The following is a 20,678-nucleotide window of genomic DNA, read 5'->3' on the forward strand; positions in this document are numbered from 1 at the left end:
CCACGCAGAGCGTGGGAACGATCAATACAAGAAGGTGCTTTATGACCACAGCCAATGTGTACCAGCAACGCCCGACCACCGGCGCCCGCGCCGAGTCGTCGCTGCACCATGCCGACCTCGCCAGCCTGGTCGGCAAGGGCCGCAAGAACGCCGGCGTGATCGTGCGTGAGAAAAAACTCCTCGGCCACCTGACCCTTCGTGGCGATGGCCACGATGCCGCCTTCGCGGCCGGCGTGCACAAGGCGCTGGGCATTGAATTGCCTGGCGCCCTCAGCTTCATCGTCAAAGGTGAAACCAGCCTGCAATGGATGGGCCCGGACGAGTGGCTGCTGATCGTGCCCAGCGGTGAAGAATTCACCGCCGAACAGCAACTGCGCGCAGCGCTGGGCGATCTGCATATCGCGATCGTCAACGTCAGCGGTGGCCAGCAGCTGCTGGAATTGAGCGGGCCGAACGTGCGTCAGGTGCTGATGAAGTCGACCAGCTACGACGTACACCCCAACAACTTTCCGGTCGGCAAAGCGGTCGGCACGGTGTTCGCCAAATCGCAGCTGATGATTCGCCACACGGCGGAAGACACTTGGGAGTTGCTGATTCGTCGCAGCTTCTCGGATTACTGGTGGTTGTGGTTGCAGGATGCTTCGGCCGAGTACGGCCTCAGCGTTCAGGCCTGATGATGATCGTTCCCACGCTCCGCGTGGGAATGCATCCCGGGACGCTCCGCGTCCCAAGAGCGGACGCAGAGCGTCCATGGCGGCATTCCACGCAGAGCGTGGGAACGATCAGAGGAAAAAATATGAGCCGCGCCCCAGACACATGGATTCTGACCGCCGACTGCCCCAGCGTCCTCGGCACCGTGGACGCGGTCACGCGTTTTCTGTTCGAGCAGGGCTGCTACGTCACTGAGCACCATTCGTTTGACGATCGCCTTTCCGGGCGCTTTTTCATTCGTGTGGAATTCCGCCAGCCCGACGGCTTCGACGAGCAATCCTTCCGCGCCGGCCTGGCCGAGCGCGGACATGCCTTTGGCATGCTGTTCGAGCTGACCGCGCCGAACTACCGGCCGAAAGTAGTGATCATGGTGTCCAAAGCCGATCACTGCCTCAACGATCTGCTCTACCGGCAGCGCATCGGCCAGTTGTCGATGGACGTCGCCGCGGTGGTTTCCAATCATCCGGATCTCAAGCCGTTGGCCGACTGGCACCAGATTCCCTACTACCATTTTCCCCTCGACCCCAACGACAAGCCGGCGCAGGAGCGTCAGGTCTGGCAGGTGATCGAAGAGTCCGGTGCCGAACTGGTGATCCTCGCCCGCTACATGCAGGTGCTGTCGCCGGAGCTGTGTCGCAAGCTCGATGGCAAGGCGATCAACATTCACCACTCGCTGCTGCCCGGCTTCAAGGGCGCCAAGCCGTATCACCAGGCCTACAACAAAGGCGTGAAATTGGTCGGCGCGACGGCGCATTACATCAACAACGATCTGGACGAAGGACCGATCATTGCCCAAGGCGTCGAGGCGGTGGATCACAGTCATTACCCCGAGGATCTGATTGCCAAGGGGCGCGATATCGAAGGCCTGACACTGGCGCGGGCTGTCGGTTATCACATCGAAAGAAGAGTTTTTTTGAACGCGAACAGAACCGTCGTTCTCTAGATCGCTTTCGCGAGCAGGCTCACTCCTACAAGGGGTACGCATTCCAAATGTAGGAGTGAGCCTGCTCGCGATAGGGCCATAACTAACAACGCAAAACCAACAAGCAATAACCCGAGCACTCAACGCGCGGCCCTGCCTGGGGCAACGTGGTTCCATAAAAACAACAGTGAGGTGAAAGCATGTCTGGCAATCGTGGTGTGGTGTATCTCGGCGCTGGCAAGGTCGAAGTACAGAAAATCGACTATCCGAAAATGCAGGACCCGCGCGGCAGGAAGATCGAACACGGTGTGATCCTGCGTGTGGTTTCCACCAACATCTGCGGCTCCGACCAGCACATGGTGCGCGGCCGTACCACGGCGCAGACCGGTCTGGTGCTGGGTCACGAAATCACCGGCGAGGTCATCGAAAAAGGCTCCGACGTCGAGAACCTGAAGATCGGCGACCTGGTCTCCGTTCCCTTCAACGTGGCTTGCGGGCGCTGCCGTTCCTGCAAGGAGCAACACACCGGCGTCTGCCTGACCGTCAACCCGGCCCGTGCCGGTGGCGCTTACGGTTACGTCGACATGGGCGACTGGACCGGCGGCCAGGCCGAATACGTACTGGTGCCATACGCCGACTTCAACCTGCTGAAACTGCCGGACCGCGACAAGGCCATGGAGAAAATCCGCGACCTGACCTGCCTCTCCGACATCCTGCCGACCGGTTACCACGGCGCGGTCACTGCCGGCGTCGGTCCGGGCAGCACCGTGTACATTGCCGGCGCCGGCCCGGTCGGTCTGGCCGCTGCCGCTTCGGCACGTCTGCTGGGTGCGGCGGTGGTGATCATCGGCGACGTCAACACCATCCGCCTGGCCCACGCCAAGGCGCAGGGTTTTGAAATCGTCGACCTGTCCAAAGACACCCCGCTGCACGAGCAGATCGCCGCGCTGCTCGGCGAGCCGGAAGTCGACTGCGCAGTCGACTGCGTCGGCTTCGAAGCCCGCGGCCACGGCCACGACGGCGTCAAGGCCGAAGCCCCGGCCACCGTCCTCAACTCACTGATGGGCGTGGTCCGCGTTGCCGGCAAGATCGGTATCCCGGGCCTGTACGTCACCGAAGATCCGGGCGCCGTCGACGCCGCCGCGAAAATGGGCAGTCTGAGCATTCGCTTCGGTCTGGGCTGGGCCAAGTCGCACAGCTTCCACACCGGCCAGACGCCGGTGATGAAGTACAACCGCCAGTTGATGCAGGCGATCATGTGGGATCGCATCAATATTGCCGAAGTGGTGGGCGTACAGGTCATCAGCCTCGACCAGGCGCCGGAAGGCTATGGCGAGTTCGATGCGGGTGTACCGAAGAAGTTTGTGATTGATCCGCATAAGTTGTTTAGTGCGGCGTGAGGTTTTACGCGGTACAAAAAAACGGCGCCATTCAGGCGCCGTTTTTAATGGTTTTTCTTATACAACCTGAACTTCTTCTGCTTGCATTCCCTTCTGTCCTTTCGCTGCAACGTAGGTCACAGTCTGTCCTTCCTTCAAGCTTTTGAATCCATCCGATTGGATGGCTTTGAAATGGACGAAAAGATCATCACCGCCATTTTTTGGAGTGATGAAACCAAAGCCTTTGTCATCGTTAAACCATTTAACGGTACCGGTTTCTCTGTTTGACATGTTCGTGCTTCCTGACTTTATGGAATGGCTAAAACAATACAAAACCAAGGTTGAGGGCTATCAAGCGTGTCCTCGTCCTAAGCCAATTTAAGATCTACAGCGTAATAACGACCGTTGTCCCCGCGCACAAGGTCATAAGTCACCTTCTGCCCCGCTTTGATGTGTTTGATGATCGGATCGTCCGGGCTGATGCAAAAGATGATCGGCGGGACATCTGATTTGAGCAGTTGATCGCGCGTATGGCATAGCTTTTCCATCTCTGTATCTCCCGTTGAATAACCGTTGTTAGCACCTCGCTTTCATTTAACTTTTGATTCATCAACAGCGTATTCAAGTCCAAGCATCAGCACACCTGTCAGATCTGACAGGTGTTTAGTTTTTTTGGGAATAGCTTCGTCTAAGGTAAGTAATAAAGCGCATAAAGAATCAAAGCGCGGCTAGCGAACCTTGATAAAGAACCGGTCCGGTTGGTTTGCCAGCCGGCGACCCACCTTTTGGCTCAAGCGTTACCGCCAACGTAATCGGCTTGCCGATCAACTCTTTCTGCGCCTCGCTCAACTCGACCTTCCCCTTGCCCCCCACTGGAACCACACCCAGCGAGATCGGCTTGCCACCGTCGGGAATTGCCCACAATTCGAGGCTGCGATCCGCCTCGACCGCCGCCAGTGTCAGCGGTTCGACCTGCAGATAATCCGCATGCGCTTCGACCTTCAGCGCCGGTTTTGCATCGGCGCTTGACAGGGTGGCGCTGTAACGGGCGTCGTCACGGTTGTACAGCGCGCCAATGAACACCAGTGCGACGATGGAGCACGCCGCCACCGTGAGCCGTAGCCAATTCCAGAACGGCCGTTTCTCGGGTACGTGCAGCACTTGCGGCTCAATGCGCGCGGTGATGCCGTGCCAGACGCGGTCTGGCACGGGGCGTTCCGGCAGTGCTTCGGTGAGCGCGGCGAGGGTTTCCTGCCAGTGCGCCAGCTCGCGGCGCAGTGCCGCGTCATCCACCAGCAACTGTTCAAAGCGCCGCCGCGCCGGCGCAGGCATCAAGCCGATTGCATAATCGGCAGCGAGGGCGCGGCGCAGGGCTGGGGTCTGGTAGTTCATGATTCAAGGCACCGGCGCAGGCGTTCCAGGCCTCGGCGAATCCACGATTTGACGGTTCCAAGGGGCGTGGCCAGATGTTCGGCAAGTTCGCTACAGGACAATCCCTGAAAGTACGCCACAGTGATCGATTGACGCTGCATGCCGTCGAGGGTTTCCAGGCAGCGTTTCAAGGCGTGCGCTTCACGGGCGCTGTTCAACTGTTCGTGCGCCGAGGGGCTTTCATCCGATAGCGCGTCTTGCTCAACCTCGCTCAGCGGCCGCTCGCGCTGCTTGCGCAATTGATCGATGGCTTGATTGCGGGTGATGTTGATCATCCAGGTCAGCGGCGCCGACAAGTGCGCCTCGTAGCGCGAGGCGTTGTGCCAGATGCGCACGAAGCTTTCCTGCAGCACCTCTTCGGCCAGATCGGCACGGCCCATGAAACGCAGCGCTACACCATGCAGGCGCGGGCCGACGCTGCGGTACAGCGTTTCAAAAGCACGCCGATCCCCTAGTGAGCACTGGGCGAGGAGCTGGCGCAACTGATCGGTGTCGGCGATGGAAATGACCACTCTCCAGGCAAGCGTGAGCGCACGACGGCGAGGCTCGAACTGTTCACAGGCTAGTTCAGTGACAGGGCTTGTGCCATTCATCGTGTTGGCGTCCGGGTTTCACGTTTTATATACGCAGGCCAGATGAAAATGGATGCGCCGCGCCGGAACATGCGCCTGGATACCCGGTCAAACCGGCAGTTTTACTGCCCGTCGAAAGGGTGGTTTTCACAGCTCGAGAGGATGTCTGAATGAAGATTTCACGCGGTTTTGCCCTGGCATCGCTCCTGACCCTGGCCGCCGGCCCGGTGTTTGCCGGTTTCAGCCTGAATGATGTGGCCGGTGCGGTCTCGGGCATGCAGGGTGGCGACAAGGCGGCTGCGGCGGCGCCGACCTCGGAAACCGCCGGTTTGCTCAGTGCCCTGAGTGCGCTGGACGTGACGCCGGAGCAAGCGGTGGGCGGCACCAGTGCGATGCTGGGCCTGGCGAAGAACCAGCTGAGCAGCACCGACTATTCGCAACTGGCCAAGGAAGTGCCGGGGATCGACAAGTTGTCCGGTGGCAGCGGCAATCTGGCGGCGCTGGGCGCGTTGCTCGGTTCGTCGGGCAAATCCGCCGGTCTGGAAAATGCGTTGGGCAACGTCAAGGACAGCAACGACCTGAACAATGCGTTCAGCGCGCTGGGCATGGACAGCGGCATGATCGGCCAGTTTGCCCCGGTGCTCCTGCAATACCTCGGTCAGCAGGGTGTCGGCGGTTCGTTGCTGAGCAGCCTGGGCAATATCTGGGGCGCTGGCACCGGCAGCTGAGTCAACGATGCTGGTTGCGCAGTTCGGCGATGCGCTGATCTTTCTCGGTCCAGAGCTGGTTGACCCAGTTCTGGACGCGCTCGCGAAACACCGGGTCCTTCTCGTAATCGCCCTGCCACAGCGCGGGCTCAAGTTCACGGGTCTTGATGTCGATGATCACCCGCGGCACGTTACCGCTGATCAAATCCCAAAACCCCGGAATCTTCTCCTGCGGGTACACCACCGTCACATCGAGCATTGCATCGAGCTGTTCGCCCATTGCCGCCAGCACGAACGCCACGCCACCGGCCTTGGGCTTTAGAAGGTGATTGAAGGGCGACGTCTGCTGCGCGCTTTTCGCTGCGGTGTAACGGGTGCCTTCCAGATAATTCACCACGGTTACCGGCTGACGTTTGAACAGCTCGCACGCCGCTTTGGTGATCTCCAGATCCTTGCCTGCCAGTTCCGGGTTCTTCGCTAGAAAGGCCTTGGTGTAGCGCTTCATGAACGGGTAATCCAGCGCCCACCACGCCAGCCCAAGGAACGGCACCCAGATCAATTCTTTCTTGAGGAAGAACTTGAAGAACGGCGTGCGTCGATTGAGGGTCTGGATCAGCGCGGGAATGTCGACCCACGATTGATGATTGCTGACCACCAGATACGAAGTGTCGCGACGCAAATCGTCGCCGCCGCGAATGTCCCACTGCGTCGGAATGCATAGCTGAAAGATCAGCTTGTCGATCTCGGCCCAGGTCTCGGCAATCCACATCACCGCTGCGGACGCATAATCGCGCCAGCGCCCCGGTGCGATCAGTTTGAGCAGGGCAAACACCAGCAAGGGCCCGATCAGGATCAGGGTGTTGAGCAACAGCAGCAGGGTGACGAAACAGCCGGTGAGCAGGCGGCGCATAGGCAACTCTACGAAGTGTCAGGGGCGGGCCATGATAAGCAGCTTCGCGCGACAGGCCAAATCGGTGGTGACGAATGTTTCACTTTAGTCGCGTTAACCTGATCGTTCCCACGCTCTGCGTGGTAACGCCGCCCGGGACGCTCCGCGTCCCTGTGACGCAGAGCGTCACTGGATGCATTGCCCACGCAGAGCGTGGGAACGATCAAGCGCGTAACGGTCTAAAATCCCGTTGCCCAACCTCTCCCAAGGAAGCCCCCTACGTGAAATCCCTCCTTGCACTGTTTGCCCTCGTCGCCCTGCCGGTCATGGCCGCTGAGCCGACCCTGTACGGGCGCTACGAATACATCGCGCTGCCGGAAATCGGCGGTGAAGTGCTCAAGGCCAAGATGGACACCGGTGCGCTGACCGCCTCGCTGTCGGCCAAGGACATCGAGACCTTCACCCGCGATGGCGATGACTGGGTGCGTTTCCGCCTGGCCACCAAGGACGCCAGCAACAAGGTCTACGAACACAAGGTCGCGCGGATCAGCAAGATCAAGAGCCGTTCGGACGAAGAAGACGAGGGCGAAAGCACCGACGTCGCCAAGCGTCCGGTGGTCGATCTGGAGCTGTGCCTGGGTAACGTCAAGCGCACCGTCGAGGTCAACCTGACCGACCGCAGCCACTTCAACTATCCGCTGTTGATCGGTGCCAAGGCGTTGCGCGAGTTTGGCGCTGCAGTGAATCCGGCGCGGCGTTTCACCGCCGACAAGCCGGACTGCTAAGTGCTCTCATTGACGTAACCTCAGGCTTGGGGCACCGTTCGCGCACTTAACCCACAGGCTCGGACGCCATGCCCCATATCCTGATTGTCGAAGACGAAGCGGCGATTGCCGATACGCTGATTTTCGCCCTGCAGGGCGAAGGCTTCAGCACCACATGGCTGAGCCTCGGCGCGGCGGCGCTGGAGCATCAGCGGCAGACCCCGGCCGATCTGCTCATTCTTGATATCGGTCTGCCGGACATCAGCGGCTTCGAGACCTGCAAACAGCTTCGGCGTTTCAGCGAAGTGCCGGTGCTGTTTCTCAGCGCGCGGGATGCCGAGATCGATCGCGTGGTCGGCCTGGAGATCGGCGCCGACGATTACGTGGTCAAGCCGTTCAGCCCGCGTGAAGTTGCCGCTCGGGTGAAGGCAATCCTCAAACGCATGGCGCCGCGCCCGGTGATTGAAGCCGGTTCAGCGCTGTTTCGCATCGATGCCGATCGGGTGCAGATCATCTATCGCGGCCAGACCTTGAGCCTGACCCGTCACGAATTCCGCCTGTTGCAATGCCTGCTCGAACAACCCGAGCGGGTGTTCAGCCGTGAGCAACTGCTCGACGCCCTGGGCGTGGCCGCCGACGCTGGTTACGAGCGCAGCATCGACAGCCATATCAAAAGCGTGCGCGCCAAACTGCGCCTGGTGCGCGCCGACGCCGAGCCGATCCAGACCCATCGCGGCCTCGGCTACAGCTACAGTCCGGGGCACAGCTGATGTCGCTGGGGCTGCGAATTTTTCTGGTGTATGTGCTGTTCGTCGGCCTGACCGGGTATTTCGTGCTCAACACGGTGATGGAGGAAATCCGCCCCGGCGTGCGCCAGTCCACCGAGGAAACCCTGGTCGACACCGCCAACCTGATGGCGGAGATTCTTCGCGATGACTTCAAGGCCGGCACCCTCAGTGAAAACCGCTGGCCGCAATTGCTGCGCGCTTATGGCGAGCGCCAGCCGCAGGCGACGATCTGGGGCTTGCCGAAGAATCAGGTCAACCACCGTATCTACGTGACCGACGCCAAGGGCATGGTCGTGCTCGACTCCAGCGGCGTCGCGGTCGGCCAGGATTACTCGCGCTGGAATGACGTCTACCTGACCTTGCGCGGCGAATACGGCGCGCGGTCGAGCCGCAGCGATCCAGACGATCCGAAGTCCTCGGTGATGCACGTTGGCGCGCCGATCCGCGATAACGGCAAGATCATCGGCGTGGTCACCGTGGCCAAACCGAACAGCTCGTTGCAGCCTTACGTCGATCGCACTGAGCGGCGCTTGCTGGTTTACGGCGCCGCGCTGATCGGCCTCGGCCTGTTGTTCGGCGCGTTGTTGTCGTGGTGGCTGAGCCGCGCGCTGCACCGGTTGACCGGTTATGCCCAAGCGGTGAGCGAAGGCCGGCGTGTGGAAGTGCCGCATTATCGCGGCGGCGAACTGCAACAGCTCGCCACCGCGGTGGAGCAGATGCGCACGCAGCTGGAAGGCAAAGCCTACGTCGAGCGCTATGTGCACACGCTGACCCACGAACTGAAAAGTCCGTTGGCGGCGATTCGGGGTGCGGCGGAATTGCTGCAAGGCGAGATGGCGGCGGTTCAGCGCCTGCGCTTTGTCAGCAACATCGACAGCGAAAGTGCGCGGATGCAGCAGTTGATCGAGCGCTTGCTCAATCTGGCGCAGGTCGAACAACGTCAAGGCCTGGAGGAGCGTGTGGCAGTGCCGCTGGCGCTGTTGGTTGCAGAGTTGCTGAAGGGGCAGGCTGCGCGGATCGAGCGCAAGCAGTTGCGTGTCGAGCAAGCGATTGGCGCGAATCTGTTGCTGATTGGCGAGCCGTTTCTGCTGCGTCAGGCGTTGGGCAATCTGCTGGAGAATGCTCTGGATTTTACTCCGGCGCAGGGGCTGTTGCGCTTGAATGCCGAGCGGGTTGGCGAGCAGATCGAGGTGCGACTGTTCAACGAAACTGCGCCGATTCCTGATTACGCCTTGCCGCGCCTGACCGAGCGGTTTTACTCATTGCCGCGCCCGGACAGTGGGCGCAAGAGCACCGGGCTTGGGCTTAACTTCGTTGAAGAAGTGGCCAAGTTGCATGGTGGGGCACTGCGCATTGGCAATGTCGAAAATGGCGTTGAGGTGACGTTGCGCTTGCCTTGAGACCGAGGCGTGGCCATCGCGAGCAGGCTCACTCCTACAAATTGAAATGCGATCACCTGTAGGAGTGAGCCTGCTCGCGATAGGGCCGGTACATTCTCCACACAGTCTCCATAATTTCCCCATAAACCCCCCACACCATCTCAGCAGACTTTCCCCATCCAAACAGGGAGAGTCCCATGAACCGAAATCTGACCATCAAGCTCGGCGCCATCGCCTTGCTGATCCTGCTGTTGCTGATACCGCTGCTGATGATCGACGGCGTCATCGACGAGCGCCAACAGTTGCGCGACGGTGTGCTCGATGACATCGCCCGCAGCTCCAGCTACAGCCAGCAGATGAGCGGGCCGGTGATGGTGGTGCCGTATCGCAAGGTGGTGCGCACCTGGAAAACCAACGAGAAAACCAATCAGCGCTACGAGGAAGTCGGCGAAGAACGTGGGCGTTTGTATTTCCTGCCGGAGCGTTTCGAACTCGACGGACAGGTGGAAACCGAGCTGCGCAAGCGCGGCATTTACGAAGCGCGCCTGTTCCACGCCGATAACCGCATCAACGGCCATTTCGCCTTGCCGGCGCAATTGGGCATTAAAGAGAATTTCACCGATTACCAGTTCGACGCGCCGTTCCTGGCGGTGGGTATCAGCGACATTCGCGGCATCGAAAATGCCCTCAAACTGGAAGTCGATGGCCAGCGCCTGGACTTTGTCCCGGGGTCGGAAGTGGGCTGGATCGGTGAAGGCGTGCATGTAACGCTGCCAGTGCTGGACACCGGCAAAGCCACCCAACTGAGCTTTGCCTTCGACCTGCGCCTGCAAGGCACCGGCTCGCTAAAAGTGTTGCCGGTGGGCAAGACCAGCAGCGTCAGCCTCAAGGCCAACTGGCCGCACCCAAGCTTCGTTGGCAACTTCCTGCCGGCCAAGCGTGAAATCAACGATGAGGGTTTTAGCGCGGATTGGCAGACCTCGTTTTTCTCCACCAACCTGCAAGAGGCGATGGACCGCTGCATCGTCGGCGACTGCGATGGGCTGAACGGCCGCAGCTTTGGCGTCAGCTTCATCGACCCGGTCGACCAGTATCTGAAAAGCGACCGAGCGATCAAATACGCCTTGCTGTTCATCGTCCTGACCTTCGCCGGTTTCTTCCTCTTCGAAGTACTGAAGAGCCTCGCGGTGCACCCGGTGCAATACGCATTGGTCGGTGTGGCGCTGGCGTTCTTTTACCTGTTGCTGTTGTCGCTGTCCGAGCACATCGGTTTTGCCCTGGCGTATCTGCTGTCGGCCAGTGGTTGCGTGTTGCTGATCGGCTTTTACGTCTGCCATGTGCTGCGCAGCGTGCGTCACGGCTTGAGTTTTTCCGCCGGGCTGGCAGCGTTGTATGGCCTGCTTTATGGATTGCTGAGCGCTGAGGATTACGCGCTGCTGATGGGCTCGTTGCTGCTGTTCGGACTGCTCGGTGTATTCATGGTGCTGACGCGCCGGCTGGATTGGTATGCGATCGCGCAGAAACCGGCCAAGCCGCTGGAGTTCGATCTGGGGGTGGTGGAATGAGCGGGGTGGGCTTGCGCGAAGAGCAGCGCTGGAAGGACGAGTTGGTGACGCGGATTGTTGGATTTCTGCCAGTGGAATCGAGGTGGTGCCATCGCTGGCAAGCCAGCTCCCACAGGATATGTGCCGACACGCAGGTCAGCGATCTGTCCCGATCCAATGTGGGAGCTGGCTTGCCAGCGATGGGGGCCGAACAGGCGCCGCCAATTTAAGGCTTGGGCATTGTCGCGACCATGGAAGGTCGCTGACTGACCTCAAAAAACCAGTTGCCCAGTTGTGGATTGGCCGCGCGCCAGTCCAGGTCCGGGAAGCGCAGATCCAGATAACCCAGCGCACAGGCGACGCTGATCGCGGCCACGTCGAAGTGGCTGGTCAGTTCGGCAATCGCCTCGCTCTCCAGCACGGCGAGGGCGCGGCGGATCTTGTCGCGCTGCGCATCGAGCCACTGCTCCCAGTGTTTTTCCACCGGGCGCAGCACGGTTTCGTAACGCACCATCACCGAGGCGTCCATGATCCCGTCGGCCATCGACGCCAGCGTCAGCCGCCGCCAGCGCGCCGCACCTTCACGCGGGATCAGCGGATTGCCGACGTGCTGCTGATCGAGGTATTCAAGGATCACGCGGCTGTCATGGATGACATTGCCATCGGCCAGACGCAGGGCGGGGATCTTGCTCAACGGGTTGTCGGCGATCAGCGCCGGGTCCGGGCTGACCGGGCTGAGCACACAGTCTTGCAGCGCCACGCGATCCTGCTGCCCGGTTTCGTGGAGCAACACCATCACTTTGCGCACGAACGGGGAGAGGGTGTTGTGGTAAAGGGTCATGCTGGGGGCGGACATGGGCGAACCTCGGTGATCGTCGAAGAGCAGGAGGTTAGCCTAGCCACAACCTCTGTGGCTGGCGAGGGAAATGATGGTGCCTTGGCGACCGCCATCGCTGGCAAGCCAGCTCCCACAGTGTTTTGCAGTGAACACAAATTTCAGATTCAGCGTAAACCCCTGTGGGAGCTGGCTTGCCAGCGATGAGGTCATCACCGACAACACAAAAATCACCCGCGCTGCAGCAATCCCTTGAGCGCCAGGAATGCCGGCACACCCAGCCCGACCCAGCTCAACGCATCCCAGATGCCATCTCCCAGCAACGCCGCAAACAACCCCGCCGCACTGAGCAGGGCGATCACGATCGGTGTGCTGAAGACTTTCCAGAAACTCGACTGACGCGGCTTCATGCCGTGGCCTCCGCGGTTTGCGCCACCCGGTTCGCCGCTTTGCGCCGCACGACCCACAGGTACACGCCGCTGGCCAATACGATGATGGTCAACACATCGAGGGTGGCCCAGAGGATTTTCATCGGCATGCCGCCGTAGTCACCGAAATGCAAAGGCTGGGACATGCCCATGGCGTCCATGTACCACGGGCGCTCGGCCACGGCAGTGACTTGCAGAGTGGTAGCGTCGATCAGCACCGGCGTCAGCAAATGTGAAGTCAGGTGCGTGCCGCCCTTCATGAACACCGCGTAATGGTGTTCGCTGGAAAAACGTGTGCCGGGGAAAGCGATGAAATCCGGCTTCATGCCCGGTGCGACTTCCGCGGCGATGTCGAGCAGGCGCGTGGCCGGCGCCAATTGCGTCAGCGGCGGCGCGTCGCGGTACGGCGCAATCAGCGTGGTCAGCGCATCGTTGCGCCACGCGGCGATCAGCAGGTCGGCGCAGGCGCTGATCACCCCGGTCACGCCCACCACCAGACACCACGTCAGCGTCACGACGCCGATCAGGTTATGCAGGTCGAGCCAGCGCAGCCGCGTGGATTTGTCCTGACGCACAGTGCCGAATTTCAAGCGACGCATGAACGGCAGGTACAGCACCGTCCCGGACACGATCGCCACGACAAACAACAACCCCATGAACGCCAGCAGCAGTTTGCCCGGCAACCCGGCGAACATGTCGACGTGCAGGCGCAGGATGAACAGCATCAAGCCGCCGTTGGCCGAGGGCGTTTCCAGCGCCTCGCCGGTGCGCGCATCGAGCATGAAGGTGTGCGACGAGTTCGGTTCGGTGTCGGCGGTTTTCGCCATGATCGCGAAGGCGGCGTTCGGGTCTTCGTCGTCATAGCCGAAGTACTGCATGACTTCGCCGGGTCGATGCTGCTGCGCGGCATCGACCAGTTGCTGCAAATTCAGCTGCGGCGTGTCGGCCTGCATCTCGCGCAACTCGGGAGCGTTGCCCAGCAGATGATCGATCTCGTGGCTGAAAATCAGCGGCAGACCGGTCAGTGCCAGCATCAGCAGAAACACCGTGCAGATCAGGCTGGTCCAGGTGTGAATGAACGACCAGCGGCGGATGGTTTTACTTTTCATTGCATGACCTTCAAAAACACCGAAGCCGTCCCCTGGGGACGGCCTGGTAATGGGGCCTGTTTCAGCTCACGCGCTTACCACTTGTAAGTGGCACTGGCGACGACGCTGCGCTGGTCGCCGTAGTAGCAATAGAAGCTGTCGCAGGTGGAAATGTATTCCTTGTCGAACAGGTTGGTCGCGTTGACCGCCAGCGACGCGCCTTTGAGGCTGTTGTCGAGGCGGCCGAGGTCGTAATGCACCGAAGCGTCGAACACCGTGTAGGCGTCGGCCTTGCCCAGCCAGGTGTTGGCCTTGTCGCCATAGGTATTGCCGGTGTAACGCACGCCGCCGCCAATGCCGAAGCCGTCGAGCACACCGCTGTGCCAGGTGTAATCGGTCCACAGCGAAGCTTGCTGGTTGGGCATCAGTTGCAGGCGATTGCCCTTGTCGACGCCGTTTTGCACTTCCGACTTGGCCAAGGTGTAGGCAGCGATGACTTTGAGGTTGTCGGTCACGTCGGACACCGCTTCCAGCTCCAGGCCTTTGACTTTGACTTCGCCGGTCTGGCTGGTGATCGAGACGTTGTTGACGAAGGTGTTGACCGAGACGTTCTTCTGGGTGAGGTCATACACGGCAGCGGTCAGCAGGGTCTTGCTGCCCGGCGGCTGGTACTTGATGCCCAATTCCCATTGCTTGCCTTCGGTGGGTTTCAACGAACCGGTGGACGTGGCGTCGGCGCCGGTGGTTGGCTGGAACGACTCGGCGTACGACAGGTACGGCACGAAACCGTTGTCGAACACGTAGCTGAGCGCTGCGTTGCCGCTGAATTTCTTGTCGCGCTGGGTGTTGGTGGTGTCGCCCTGGTTGATGAACTTTGTGCTGGTGTGCACCCAGTCTTCGCGACCACCGAGGGTCAGGCGCCACTGATCGAGGGCCATCTGGTCCTGCACGTACAGGCCGGTCTGGTAGGTCTTCTGGTCGTAGTCGTAAAACGCCGTGGAACGCGCCGGACGGACGATTGGCTGGCCGTAGATCGGGGTGATCACGTTGGTGGTCAGGCCATCGCCGAAAATTGAGGTGTAATTGGTATTGCTACGCTGGTGATCCAGACCCAGCAGCAGGGTGTGGCGGATATCACCGGTGGCGAAGTCGGCCTGGAAATTGTTGTCCACGGCGAACTGGCTGATGTCTTCTTCGACGCTGGTGCTGGTGCGGCCGACGTTGCCTTGCGCATCCACCGTGGTGAATGGGTAGGAGCCGGGCGTCAGCGACTGGAACGACAGATCCGACTTGGTGTAGCGCAGGTTCTGCTTGAACTGCCAGACATCGTTCAGCCGATGTTCGAAGGCGTAGCCCAGCGCGTAGTAGGTGCGGTCGTAATATTCCCAGTCCGGATCGCCGAGGTTCTTGTGGTGAGAGATATCACCGAACGGCGAATTGATCTTCGTGCCCTGGATCGGCAGAAACTGGCTGGTGATACCGGTGTCGTCGCGGGTGAACTGGCTCAGCAGGGTGAATTTGGTGTCGTCGTCGATGTTCCAGGTCAGGCTCGGCGCGATGTTGTAGCGCTTGTTGTCGACGTGATCGACCTGCGTGCCGCTGTCGCGCACCACACCGCTGATGCCGTAAAGAAACTGCCCGGCGTCATCGATCTTGCCGGTGCTGGCGAAGTTGATCTGGCGGTGGTTGTCGCTGCCGTATTGCAGCTGGATTTCGTTGCTCGCTTCAGCACTCGGGCGGCGGCTGACCATGTCGAGCAGACCGCCCGGCGGAGTCTGGCCGTAAACCGATGATGCCGGGCCGCGCAGCAGGGCGAGACGGTCGAGGTTCCAGGTTTCCTGTTTCGGGTTGGCGTACACGCCTTTGGGCAGCGGCAGGCCGTCGAGGAACTGCGTCGGTTCGAAACCGCGCACGCGCAGCCAGTCGGCACGGGTGTCGCTGCCGTAGCTGCTGGCGGTGATGCCCGGCATGTAGCGCACGGCATCGTCGAGACTGTGCACGCTGCGGTCGTCCATTTGCTGACGGGTCGCCACCGAGATCGAGCGCGGCGCTTCGACCAGTGCGGTGTCGGTCTTGGTGCCGGCCGCGGTGCGGGTGGCGGTGTAGCCCTCGACCGGGCCCCAGGCGGTTTCCAGATTTTCCACGCCTATGACCGCCGTTTCCGGCAGGGCCAGCGTACCTTCAGGCACCGCGACCAGGGTGTAGGTGCCGGCGCTACTTTGTTCCAGTTGCAGACCGGTGCCACGCAGGGCGGCGCGCAGGGCGCCGGCGGCATCGTACTGGCCGCTGACTGGCGCCGAGGTCTTGCCTGCCGCCAGCGACGGGTTCAACGACAAAGCGAGGCCGCCCTGACTGGCGATCTGGTTCAGCGTGGTCGACAGCGGCGCCGCCGGCAGGTTGTAGGCGCGCACGCTGGACGCTTGCTCGGCGGCGAGCAACGGGCTGCTGATCAGCGGGGCGCTGAGCGCAATGGCGACAGCCAGCAGACTGGGGCGCAACAAGGTGTCTAGCGAACGGGACATACGGCGGCTCCTGAATGGAAATATTTCTCAATTGCCTGTGTGCCGGACGAGATTGGAAAAGTGATAGGGCTGGGTGGAAATAATTTTGATTAACTGAAAGTGGAGGCTGTAGGGGCCTCATCGCTGGCAAGCCAGCTCCCACAGGTTTCAGTGCTGTTCAGAAAATTGATGCTCACCGCAGATCCCTGTGGGAGCTGGCTTGCCAGCGATGGCGGACGCTCAGACACCGCATTACTCAGGCCTGGCATCGGCCTTCGCGATAGTGACCCAATAAGGCGTATGCCGCTCGATCTGCACCGGCAGGGTCGGCAGCAGTGCGCTCAAGGCTTTATCGGTATCGTGCAGCGGGAAACTGCCGGTAATGCGCAAGTCCGCCACCTCCGGCGCCACACCGAGGTATCCGCGACGATAGCGCCCGAGTTCGTGCAGCAGATCGCCGAGGCGCGCGTTATCCACCACCAGCATGCCGCGGGTCCAGGCATCGGCGCCGGGATTGAGCGCGGCGATTTGGCCGAGGCCATCGCGGCGCAGCAGCACTTGCTGGCCTTCGCGCAGAATCCGTTCCTGCGGATTGGCTTGCCCATGGGCGGCCACTGCCGACTGCAACACGCTCAACCGCGTGCCGTCTTCTTCACGCTTGACCAGAAACCGCGTGCCCAGGGCACGCATGCTGCCTTCGCGGGTTTCGACAATGAACGGCCGCGCATCGCCATGCCCTGTTTCAACGAGGATTTCGCCTTCCTGCAAGACGATCAACCGGCGCTGGTCATCGAAACGTACATCCACCGCGCTGTGGGTATTGAGATTGAGCACGGTGCCGTCCGCCAGGCGCACGATGCGCTGTTCGCCGGTGGCGGTACGCTGGTCGGCCAGCCAGTAATCCAGCGGCAGAAAGCGTTCACTGGCGAACAGCCCCAGACCAACGATCAACGCCACACTGGCCAGACCGCTGCCGAGTTTGCGCACGCGCCGGCGTATGCCCTCGCGCGATTGCAGCAAGGCACTGCGCGCCGGACCTTTGGCCACGCTGAAACGCTGATCGAGCATGCCCAACTGGCGCCAGGCGCGGGCGTGTTCCTCATTCGCCGCGTGCCATTTGGCGAACTCCTCGCGCTCCAGCGGGCTGCTCGAATCAAGGATCAGTTGCCAGGCAATCGCTGCATCCAGCACATGCGCCGGCACCGGTCGGGAACTGGCCGGGTTCATGTCGGCTCACCGTACAGGGCGATGTAGCACTGGCGAATCCCTTGCGCCAGATACTGACGCACACGCGGCACCGAGACGCCGAGGCGGGTGGCGATCTCGGCATGGCTGAGGCCATCGAGGCGGTTGTACAGGAACGCGGCGCGGGCCTTGGTCGAGAGTTTGCCGAGCAAGCGGTCGATGGCCTTGAGGTCGTCGAGGATCATTTGCTGTTCTTCCACCGACGGTTGTTCGGCTTCGGGGATCAGCATCAATTCAGTGAGGTAGGCCTGTTCCAGCGCGGCGCGGCGGAAGTAGTCGAACAGCAGGCCTTTGGCGATCGCCACCAGAAAGGCGCGCGGCTCGCGTGGGGTCAGCAACTCATCGCGACCGAGCAGGCGCACGAAAGTGTCCTGGCTCAGGTCTTCGGCACGCTGCGGGCACGCCACATTGCGCCGCAGCCACGCCAGCAGCCAACCACGATGGTCGCGATACAGCGCACCGACAAGCTGACTGTGGGGGCTTGGGACTGACGACACCGGACATCACCGATTGGGAAAGACTAACGCGAATTGTTCGCGATTCTGGCAGAGGTGGGAATGGTTAGCAATTGGCCACTGGTCAGGTGAGCGTTTAAAGGCAGACCCTCACCCTAGCCCTCCCGAAGCGTCGGACCGCCCGGAGGGAGAGGGGACTGATCGGGGGATAATCGGGAGGTACGCCAACCTGAGCGTTTTGCATTAAATCCATAATCGACTCGATTTTTCAGGTCGATGTATGACAAAAGACCCCTCGGTCGGCCCCCTCTCCCTCTGGGATAGGGCTGGGCGGGCGGCGTTCCGATGAGGGTTTTTGGTCTGACTGAATTCTAAAAAGAGGGCACCTGCTGCCGTCGCTTCCACTGACTCAAGCGCTGCTGCAAATTGCGCGGACTGTGAATCTGCTGCGTCCGCGCGCGGCTGAACAGGATCAACGCCAGTTCCGCTGTCGCCAACGCATCGGCACTGGCGTTGTGTCGTTCGAACACCTCAAGCTTGAACCACTCGATCCAGTCATCCAGCCCGGCCTCGCGAATCTGTGCCTGCGGGCAAAGCAGCGGGGCAATATCGGCCACGTCGAGAAACACATGCTGGAGTTTGTGCCCCAGATGCTCCTTCAAGGCGCGCCCGAGCATGTGCTGATCGAACGGCGCATGAAACGCCAGCACCGGGCTGTCGCCGATAAATTCCATCAGTTCCAGCAACGCCTCGGCCGGATCGCTGCCGGCGGCAATAGCGCTCGGCGCCAGTCCGTGGATCAACACGCTCGGGCTAATTTTCAGTTCGCGACATTGCAGTGTGCGCTCGAACTGCTGGGCGAAATCGATCGCGCCGTCTTCGATCACCACGGCACCAATGGATAACACGCGATCCTTGTTCAGATTGAGCCCGGTGGTTTCCAGATCCAGCACCACCCAGCGCTGCTCGCGCAGCGTGCATTCGCTCAGCTCAGTGACCACCGGCAACTGCGCCAGGCGTTGTTGCACTTGCGCCGACACCGGCGGGCTCGGCGGACGCAGCCACGAGAACAGGCTCATAGCTGATACCGCAGGGTCAGGCTGCTTTGCAGGCGCTGAGCCTGACGCAGGGATTCACGCAGGATGCGCCGGTCGAGATGGTTGAGGCTGTCCGGGTCGACGCGGTTGGAGTACGGCAGATTCTCGCGCGTCTGCAGTTGGTGCTGCTGCATGCGCGTTTGCTGAATGAAGTGATAGGCCTCTTCATACGCCGCGCCGTCGAGGGGTTCGATGACTTCCTTGGCCACCAACTGGCGAAAGCGTTCGAGGGTGTTGTTGGCGTCGATGCCGTTGGCCAGTGCCAGCAGACGCGCGCCATCGACGAATGGCGTCAGGCCCTGGATCTTCAGGTCCAGCGTGGCTTTTTCGCCATTCTTGCGCGCCAGCACGAACTCGCGGAAGCGCCCGACCGGTGGCCGATTGCGCAGGGCGTTCTCGGCCATCATGCGCTGGAACAAACGGTTGTCGCCGACCTGCTCGAGAATTGCGCGACGCAATTGCTCGCAGCTTTTCTCATCGCCCCAGACCACGCGCAGATCGAAATAAATGCTCGAGCCGAGCAGGTTTTCCGGCGTCGCCTCACGAATGAACGCCGCGAAACGCCGCGCCCACTCCGCCCGCGACAGACACAGCTCGGGATTGCCGGCCATAACGTTGCCTTTGCACAGAGTGAATCCGCATTGCGCCAGGCTGTGGTTGATCTGCTGGGCGATCGGCAGCAGCTTGCCGCGAATCTCTGCGGCATGCGCAGCGTCGCGGGCGTCGAACAGAATGCCGTTGTCCTGATCGGTGTGCAGCGTCTGTTCGCGGCGGCCTTCGCTGCCGAAACACAACCAGCTGAACGGCACGCCAGGGTCGCCTTTTTCCGCGAGCGTCAATTCGATCACCCGGCACACGGTGTGGTCGTTGAGCAGGGTGATGATGTGGGTGATCTGCGTCGAGGAGGCGCCGTGAGCGAGCATACGCTCGACCAGCTGGCCGATCTCACCGCGCAGGCTGACCAGTTGTTCGACACGCTGGGCACTGCGGATGGTCCGCGCCAGATGCACCAGATCGACTCGTTGCAGCGAGAACAGATCGCGCTCGGAGACCACGCCGCACAAGCGCTGATCCTTGACCAGACAGACGTGCGCGATGTGCCGTTCGGTCATGGCAATCGCCGCATCGAATGCACTGTGATCCGGCGACAGATAAAACGGTGCGCGGGTCATGTGGCGCTCGATGGCCTCATTGAAATCAGCAATGCCTTCGGCCACCACATGACGCAAATCGCGCAGGGTGAAAATCCCCAGCGGCGCCTTGTGTTCATCTACCACGACGATGCTGCCGACCTGCTGCTCGTGCATCAGCTTCACCGCTTCGCGCAGTGGCGCGTCGGGCGCGCACGTCACCGGATGCCGCATCGCCAGTTCGCCCAGACGCGTGTTCAGCGAATACTGGGTGCCGAGGGTTTCCACGGCTTTCTGCTGCACTTGCTGATTGACCTGATCGAGCAGGCTACTGACACCGCGCAAGGCGAAATCGCGAAACGGGTTGGAGAGGGCGAACAGTTTGATGAACGCCAGTTTGTTCAATTGCAGGCAGAAGGTGTCTTCGCCGGCGAGGTGCTCGGTGCGCGTGGCCCGTTCGCCCAACAGTGCCGCCAGCGGAAAACATTCGCCGGTGGTGATCTCGAAAGTGGTTTCGGTGCCGCCCTTGGCGGTGTGCGGGCGCTCGCCGACCACCCGTCCCTGTTTGACGATGTGGAAATGTTCGACCGGGCCGTCGGCGGGTTTGATGATGCTCTCGCCCTGGGCGTAAAACCGCAGCTGACATTGCTCGACCAGATAGGCGAGGTGGGCGTGTTCCATCTGATTGAAGGGCGGGAAGCGCTGGAGGAATTGCAGGGTGCCCTGAATGTTCTGCAAAACCGCGGTTTTCCCTGCCTGGGTGAAGGCGTCCGCTTTACTCATAACCATTACCGCAGTCTTTTTCGAATTGTT

21 protein-coding genes are annotated in these 20,678 nt (G+C 61.1%); 8 read left to right on the forward strand and 13 right to left on the reverse strand.

Annotation, left to right across the window (positions count from 1 at the left end; genetic code table 11):
* The first annotated feature begins 41 nt into the window (after window positions 1-41).
* From J3P93_RS02630 to fdhA, 3 genes are all read left to right on the forward strand, one after another.
* Window positions 42-674, forward strand: a complete 633-nt coding sequence (locus J3P93_RS02630) for a sarcosine oxidase subunit gamma (RefSeq protein ID WP_434594896.1) — start codon at window positions 42-44, stop codon at window positions 672-674.
* Window positions 675-796: 122 nt separating this feature from the next.
* Window positions 797-1,654, forward strand: coding sequence for a formyltetrahydrofolate deformylase (gene purU / locus J3P93_RS02635; RefSeq protein WP_206414562.1), 858 nt, complete (start codon window positions 797-799; stop codon window positions 1,652-1,654).
* 179 nt (window positions 1,655-1,833) lie between these two features.
* Window positions 1,834-3,033, forward strand: coding sequence for a formaldehyde dehydrogenase, glutathione-independent (gene fdhA / locus J3P93_RS02640; protein ID WP_090286964.1), 1,200 nt, complete (start codon window positions 1,834-1,836; stop codon window positions 3,031-3,033).
* Window positions 3,034-3,090: 57 nt separating this feature from the next.
* Here the strand turns inward: fdhA and J3P93_RS02645 are convergent, their stop codons facing one another.
* The 4 genes from J3P93_RS02645 to J3P93_RS02660 form a co-directional block, all read right to left on the reverse strand.
* Window positions 3,091-3,303, reverse strand: a complete 213-nt coding sequence (locus J3P93_RS02645) for a cold-shock protein (RefSeq protein WP_434594899.1) — start codon at window positions 3,301-3,303, stop codon at window positions 3,091-3,093.
* A 77-nt stretch (window positions 3,304-3,380) separates the two neighbouring features.
* The gene (locus J3P93_RS02650) at window positions 3,381-3,560 is read right to left on the reverse strand and encodes a hypothetical protein (protein WP_434594902.1); all 180 of its coding nucleotides are present in this window, start codon (window positions 3,558-3,560) and stop codon (window positions 3,381-3,383) included.
* A gap of 169 nt (window positions 3,561-3,729) precedes the next feature.
* Window positions 3,730-4,404, reverse strand: a complete 675-nt coding sequence (locus tag J3P93_RS02655; protein ID WP_434594905.1) for an anti-sigma factor — start codon at window positions 4,402-4,404, stop codon at window positions 3,730-3,732.
* The gene (locus J3P93_RS02660; protein ID WP_434594908.1) at window positions 4,401-5,036 is read right to left on the reverse strand and encodes a sigma-70 family RNA polymerase sigma factor; all 636 of its coding nucleotides are present in this window, start codon (window positions 5,034-5,036) and stop codon (window positions 4,401-4,403) included. The genes J3P93_RS02655 and J3P93_RS02660 overlap by 4 nt, the downstream gene beginning before the upstream one ends.
* A gap of 149 nt (window positions 5,037-5,185) precedes the next feature.
* On the opposite strand from J3P93_RS02660, the gene J3P93_RS02665 reads away from it, so the two are divergent.
* Window positions 5,186-5,743, forward strand: coding sequence for a DUF2780 domain-containing protein (locus J3P93_RS02665; protein ID WP_336356694.1), 558 nt, complete (start codon window positions 5,186-5,188; stop codon window positions 5,741-5,743).
* A 1-nt stretch (window position 5,744) separates the two neighbouring features.
* Here J3P93_RS02665 and J3P93_RS02670 read toward each other — a convergent pair whose 3' ends face one another.
* Window positions 5,745-6,632, reverse strand: a complete 888-nt coding sequence (locus tag J3P93_RS02670) for an acyltransferase (RefSeq protein WP_434594911.1) — start codon at window positions 6,630-6,632, stop codon at window positions 5,745-5,747.
* A 260-nt stretch (window positions 6,633-6,892) separates the two neighbouring features.
* Between J3P93_RS02670 and J3P93_RS02675 the strand changes: the two genes are divergently transcribed.
* From J3P93_RS02675 to creD, 4 genes are all read left to right on the forward strand, one after another.
* Complete coding sequence (locus tag J3P93_RS02675) at window positions 6,893-7,396, forward strand: ATP-dependent zinc protease family protein (protein ID WP_090286958.1); 504 nt, start codon at window positions 6,893-6,895, stop codon at window positions 7,394-7,396.
* Window positions 7,397-7,464: 68 nt separating this feature from the next.
* Window positions 7,465-8,145, forward strand: a complete 681-nt coding sequence (gene creB, locus J3P93_RS02680; protein WP_434594914.1) for a two-component system response regulator CreB — start codon at window positions 7,465-7,467, stop codon at window positions 8,143-8,145.
* Window positions 8,145-9,563, forward strand: coding sequence for a two-component system sensor histidine kinase CreC (gene creC, locus J3P93_RS02685; RefSeq protein ID WP_434594917.1), 1,419 nt, complete (start codon window positions 8,145-8,147; stop codon window positions 9,561-9,563). Before creB ends, creC begins: the two co-directional genes overlap by 1 nt.
* Window positions 9,564-9,739: 176 nt before the next feature.
* The gene (gene creD / locus J3P93_RS02690; RefSeq protein ID WP_434594920.1) at window positions 9,740-11,107 is read left to right on the forward strand and encodes a cell envelope integrity protein CreD; all 1,368 of its coding nucleotides are present in this window, start codon (window positions 9,740-9,742) and stop codon (window positions 11,105-11,107) included.
* Window positions 11,108-11,312: 205 nt separating this feature from the next.
* On the opposite strand, the gene J3P93_RS02695 is transcribed toward creD, so the two are convergent.
* The 8 genes from J3P93_RS02695 to J3P93_RS02730 all read right to left on the reverse strand — a co-directional run bounded on the left by J3P93_RS02695 (window position 11,313) and on the right by J3P93_RS02730 (window position 20,654).
* Window positions 11,313-11,942 carry a glutathione S-transferase gene (locus tag J3P93_RS02695; RefSeq protein ID WP_434594922.1) on the reverse strand — a complete coding sequence of 210 codons (630 nt, stop codon included), beginning with the start codon at window positions 11,940-11,942 and terminating at the stop codon, window positions 11,313-11,315.
* Window positions 11,943-12,151: 209 nt separating this feature from the next.
* On the reverse strand, window positions 12,152-12,331 hold the full coding sequence (locus J3P93_RS02700; protein ID WP_394503981.1) for a hypothetical protein: 180 nt from the start codon (window positions 12,329-12,331) through the stop codon (window positions 12,152-12,154).
* The gene (locus tag J3P93_RS02705; protein ID WP_434594925.1) at window positions 12,328-13,458 is read right to left on the reverse strand and encodes a PepSY-associated TM helix domain-containing protein; all 1,131 of its coding nucleotides are present in this window, start codon (window positions 13,456-13,458) and stop codon (window positions 12,328-12,330) included. Before J3P93_RS02705 ends, J3P93_RS02700 begins: the two co-directional genes overlap by 4 nt.
* A 74-nt stretch (window positions 13,459-13,532) precedes the next feature.
* On the reverse strand, window positions 13,533-15,959 hold the full coding sequence (locus tag J3P93_RS02710) for a TonB-dependent siderophore receptor (protein WP_434594928.1): 2,427 nt from the start codon (window positions 15,957-15,959) through the stop codon (window positions 13,533-13,535).
* Between the two features lie 231 nt (window positions 15,960-16,190).
* The gene (locus J3P93_RS02715; protein WP_434594930.1) at window positions 16,191-17,165 is read right to left on the reverse strand and encodes a FecR domain-containing protein; all 975 of its coding nucleotides are present in this window, start codon (window positions 17,163-17,165) and stop codon (window positions 16,191-16,193) included.
* Window positions 17,162-17,680: an RNA polymerase sigma factor gene (locus J3P93_RS02720; protein ID WP_206414572.1), complete on the reverse strand. Its 519-nt coding sequence runs from the start codon at window positions 17,678-17,680 to the stop codon at window positions 17,162-17,164. Before J3P93_RS02720 ends, J3P93_RS02715 begins: the two co-directional genes overlap by 4 nt.
* A 329-nt stretch (window positions 17,681-18,009) precedes the next feature.
* Window positions 18,010-18,717 carry a 3'-5' exonuclease gene (locus J3P93_RS02725; protein WP_434594934.1) on the reverse strand — a complete coding sequence of 236 codons (708 nt, stop codon included), beginning with the start codon at window positions 18,715-18,717 and terminating at the stop codon, window positions 18,010-18,012.
* On the reverse strand, window positions 18,714-20,654 hold the full coding sequence (locus tag J3P93_RS02730) for a DUF294 nucleotidyltransferase-like domain-containing protein (RefSeq protein ID WP_434594937.1): 1,941 nt from the start codon (window positions 20,652-20,654) through the stop codon (window positions 18,714-18,716). Before J3P93_RS02730 ends, J3P93_RS02725 begins: the two co-directional genes overlap by 4 nt.
* Window positions 20,655-20,678 lie beyond the last annotated feature (24 nt).

Origin of the sequence: Pseudomonas sp. R3-57, from assembly GCF_051132065.1 — a bacterium.
Taxonomy (GTDB): Bacteria; Pseudomonadota; Gammaproteobacteria; order Pseudomonadales; family Pseudomonadaceae; genus Aquipseudomonas.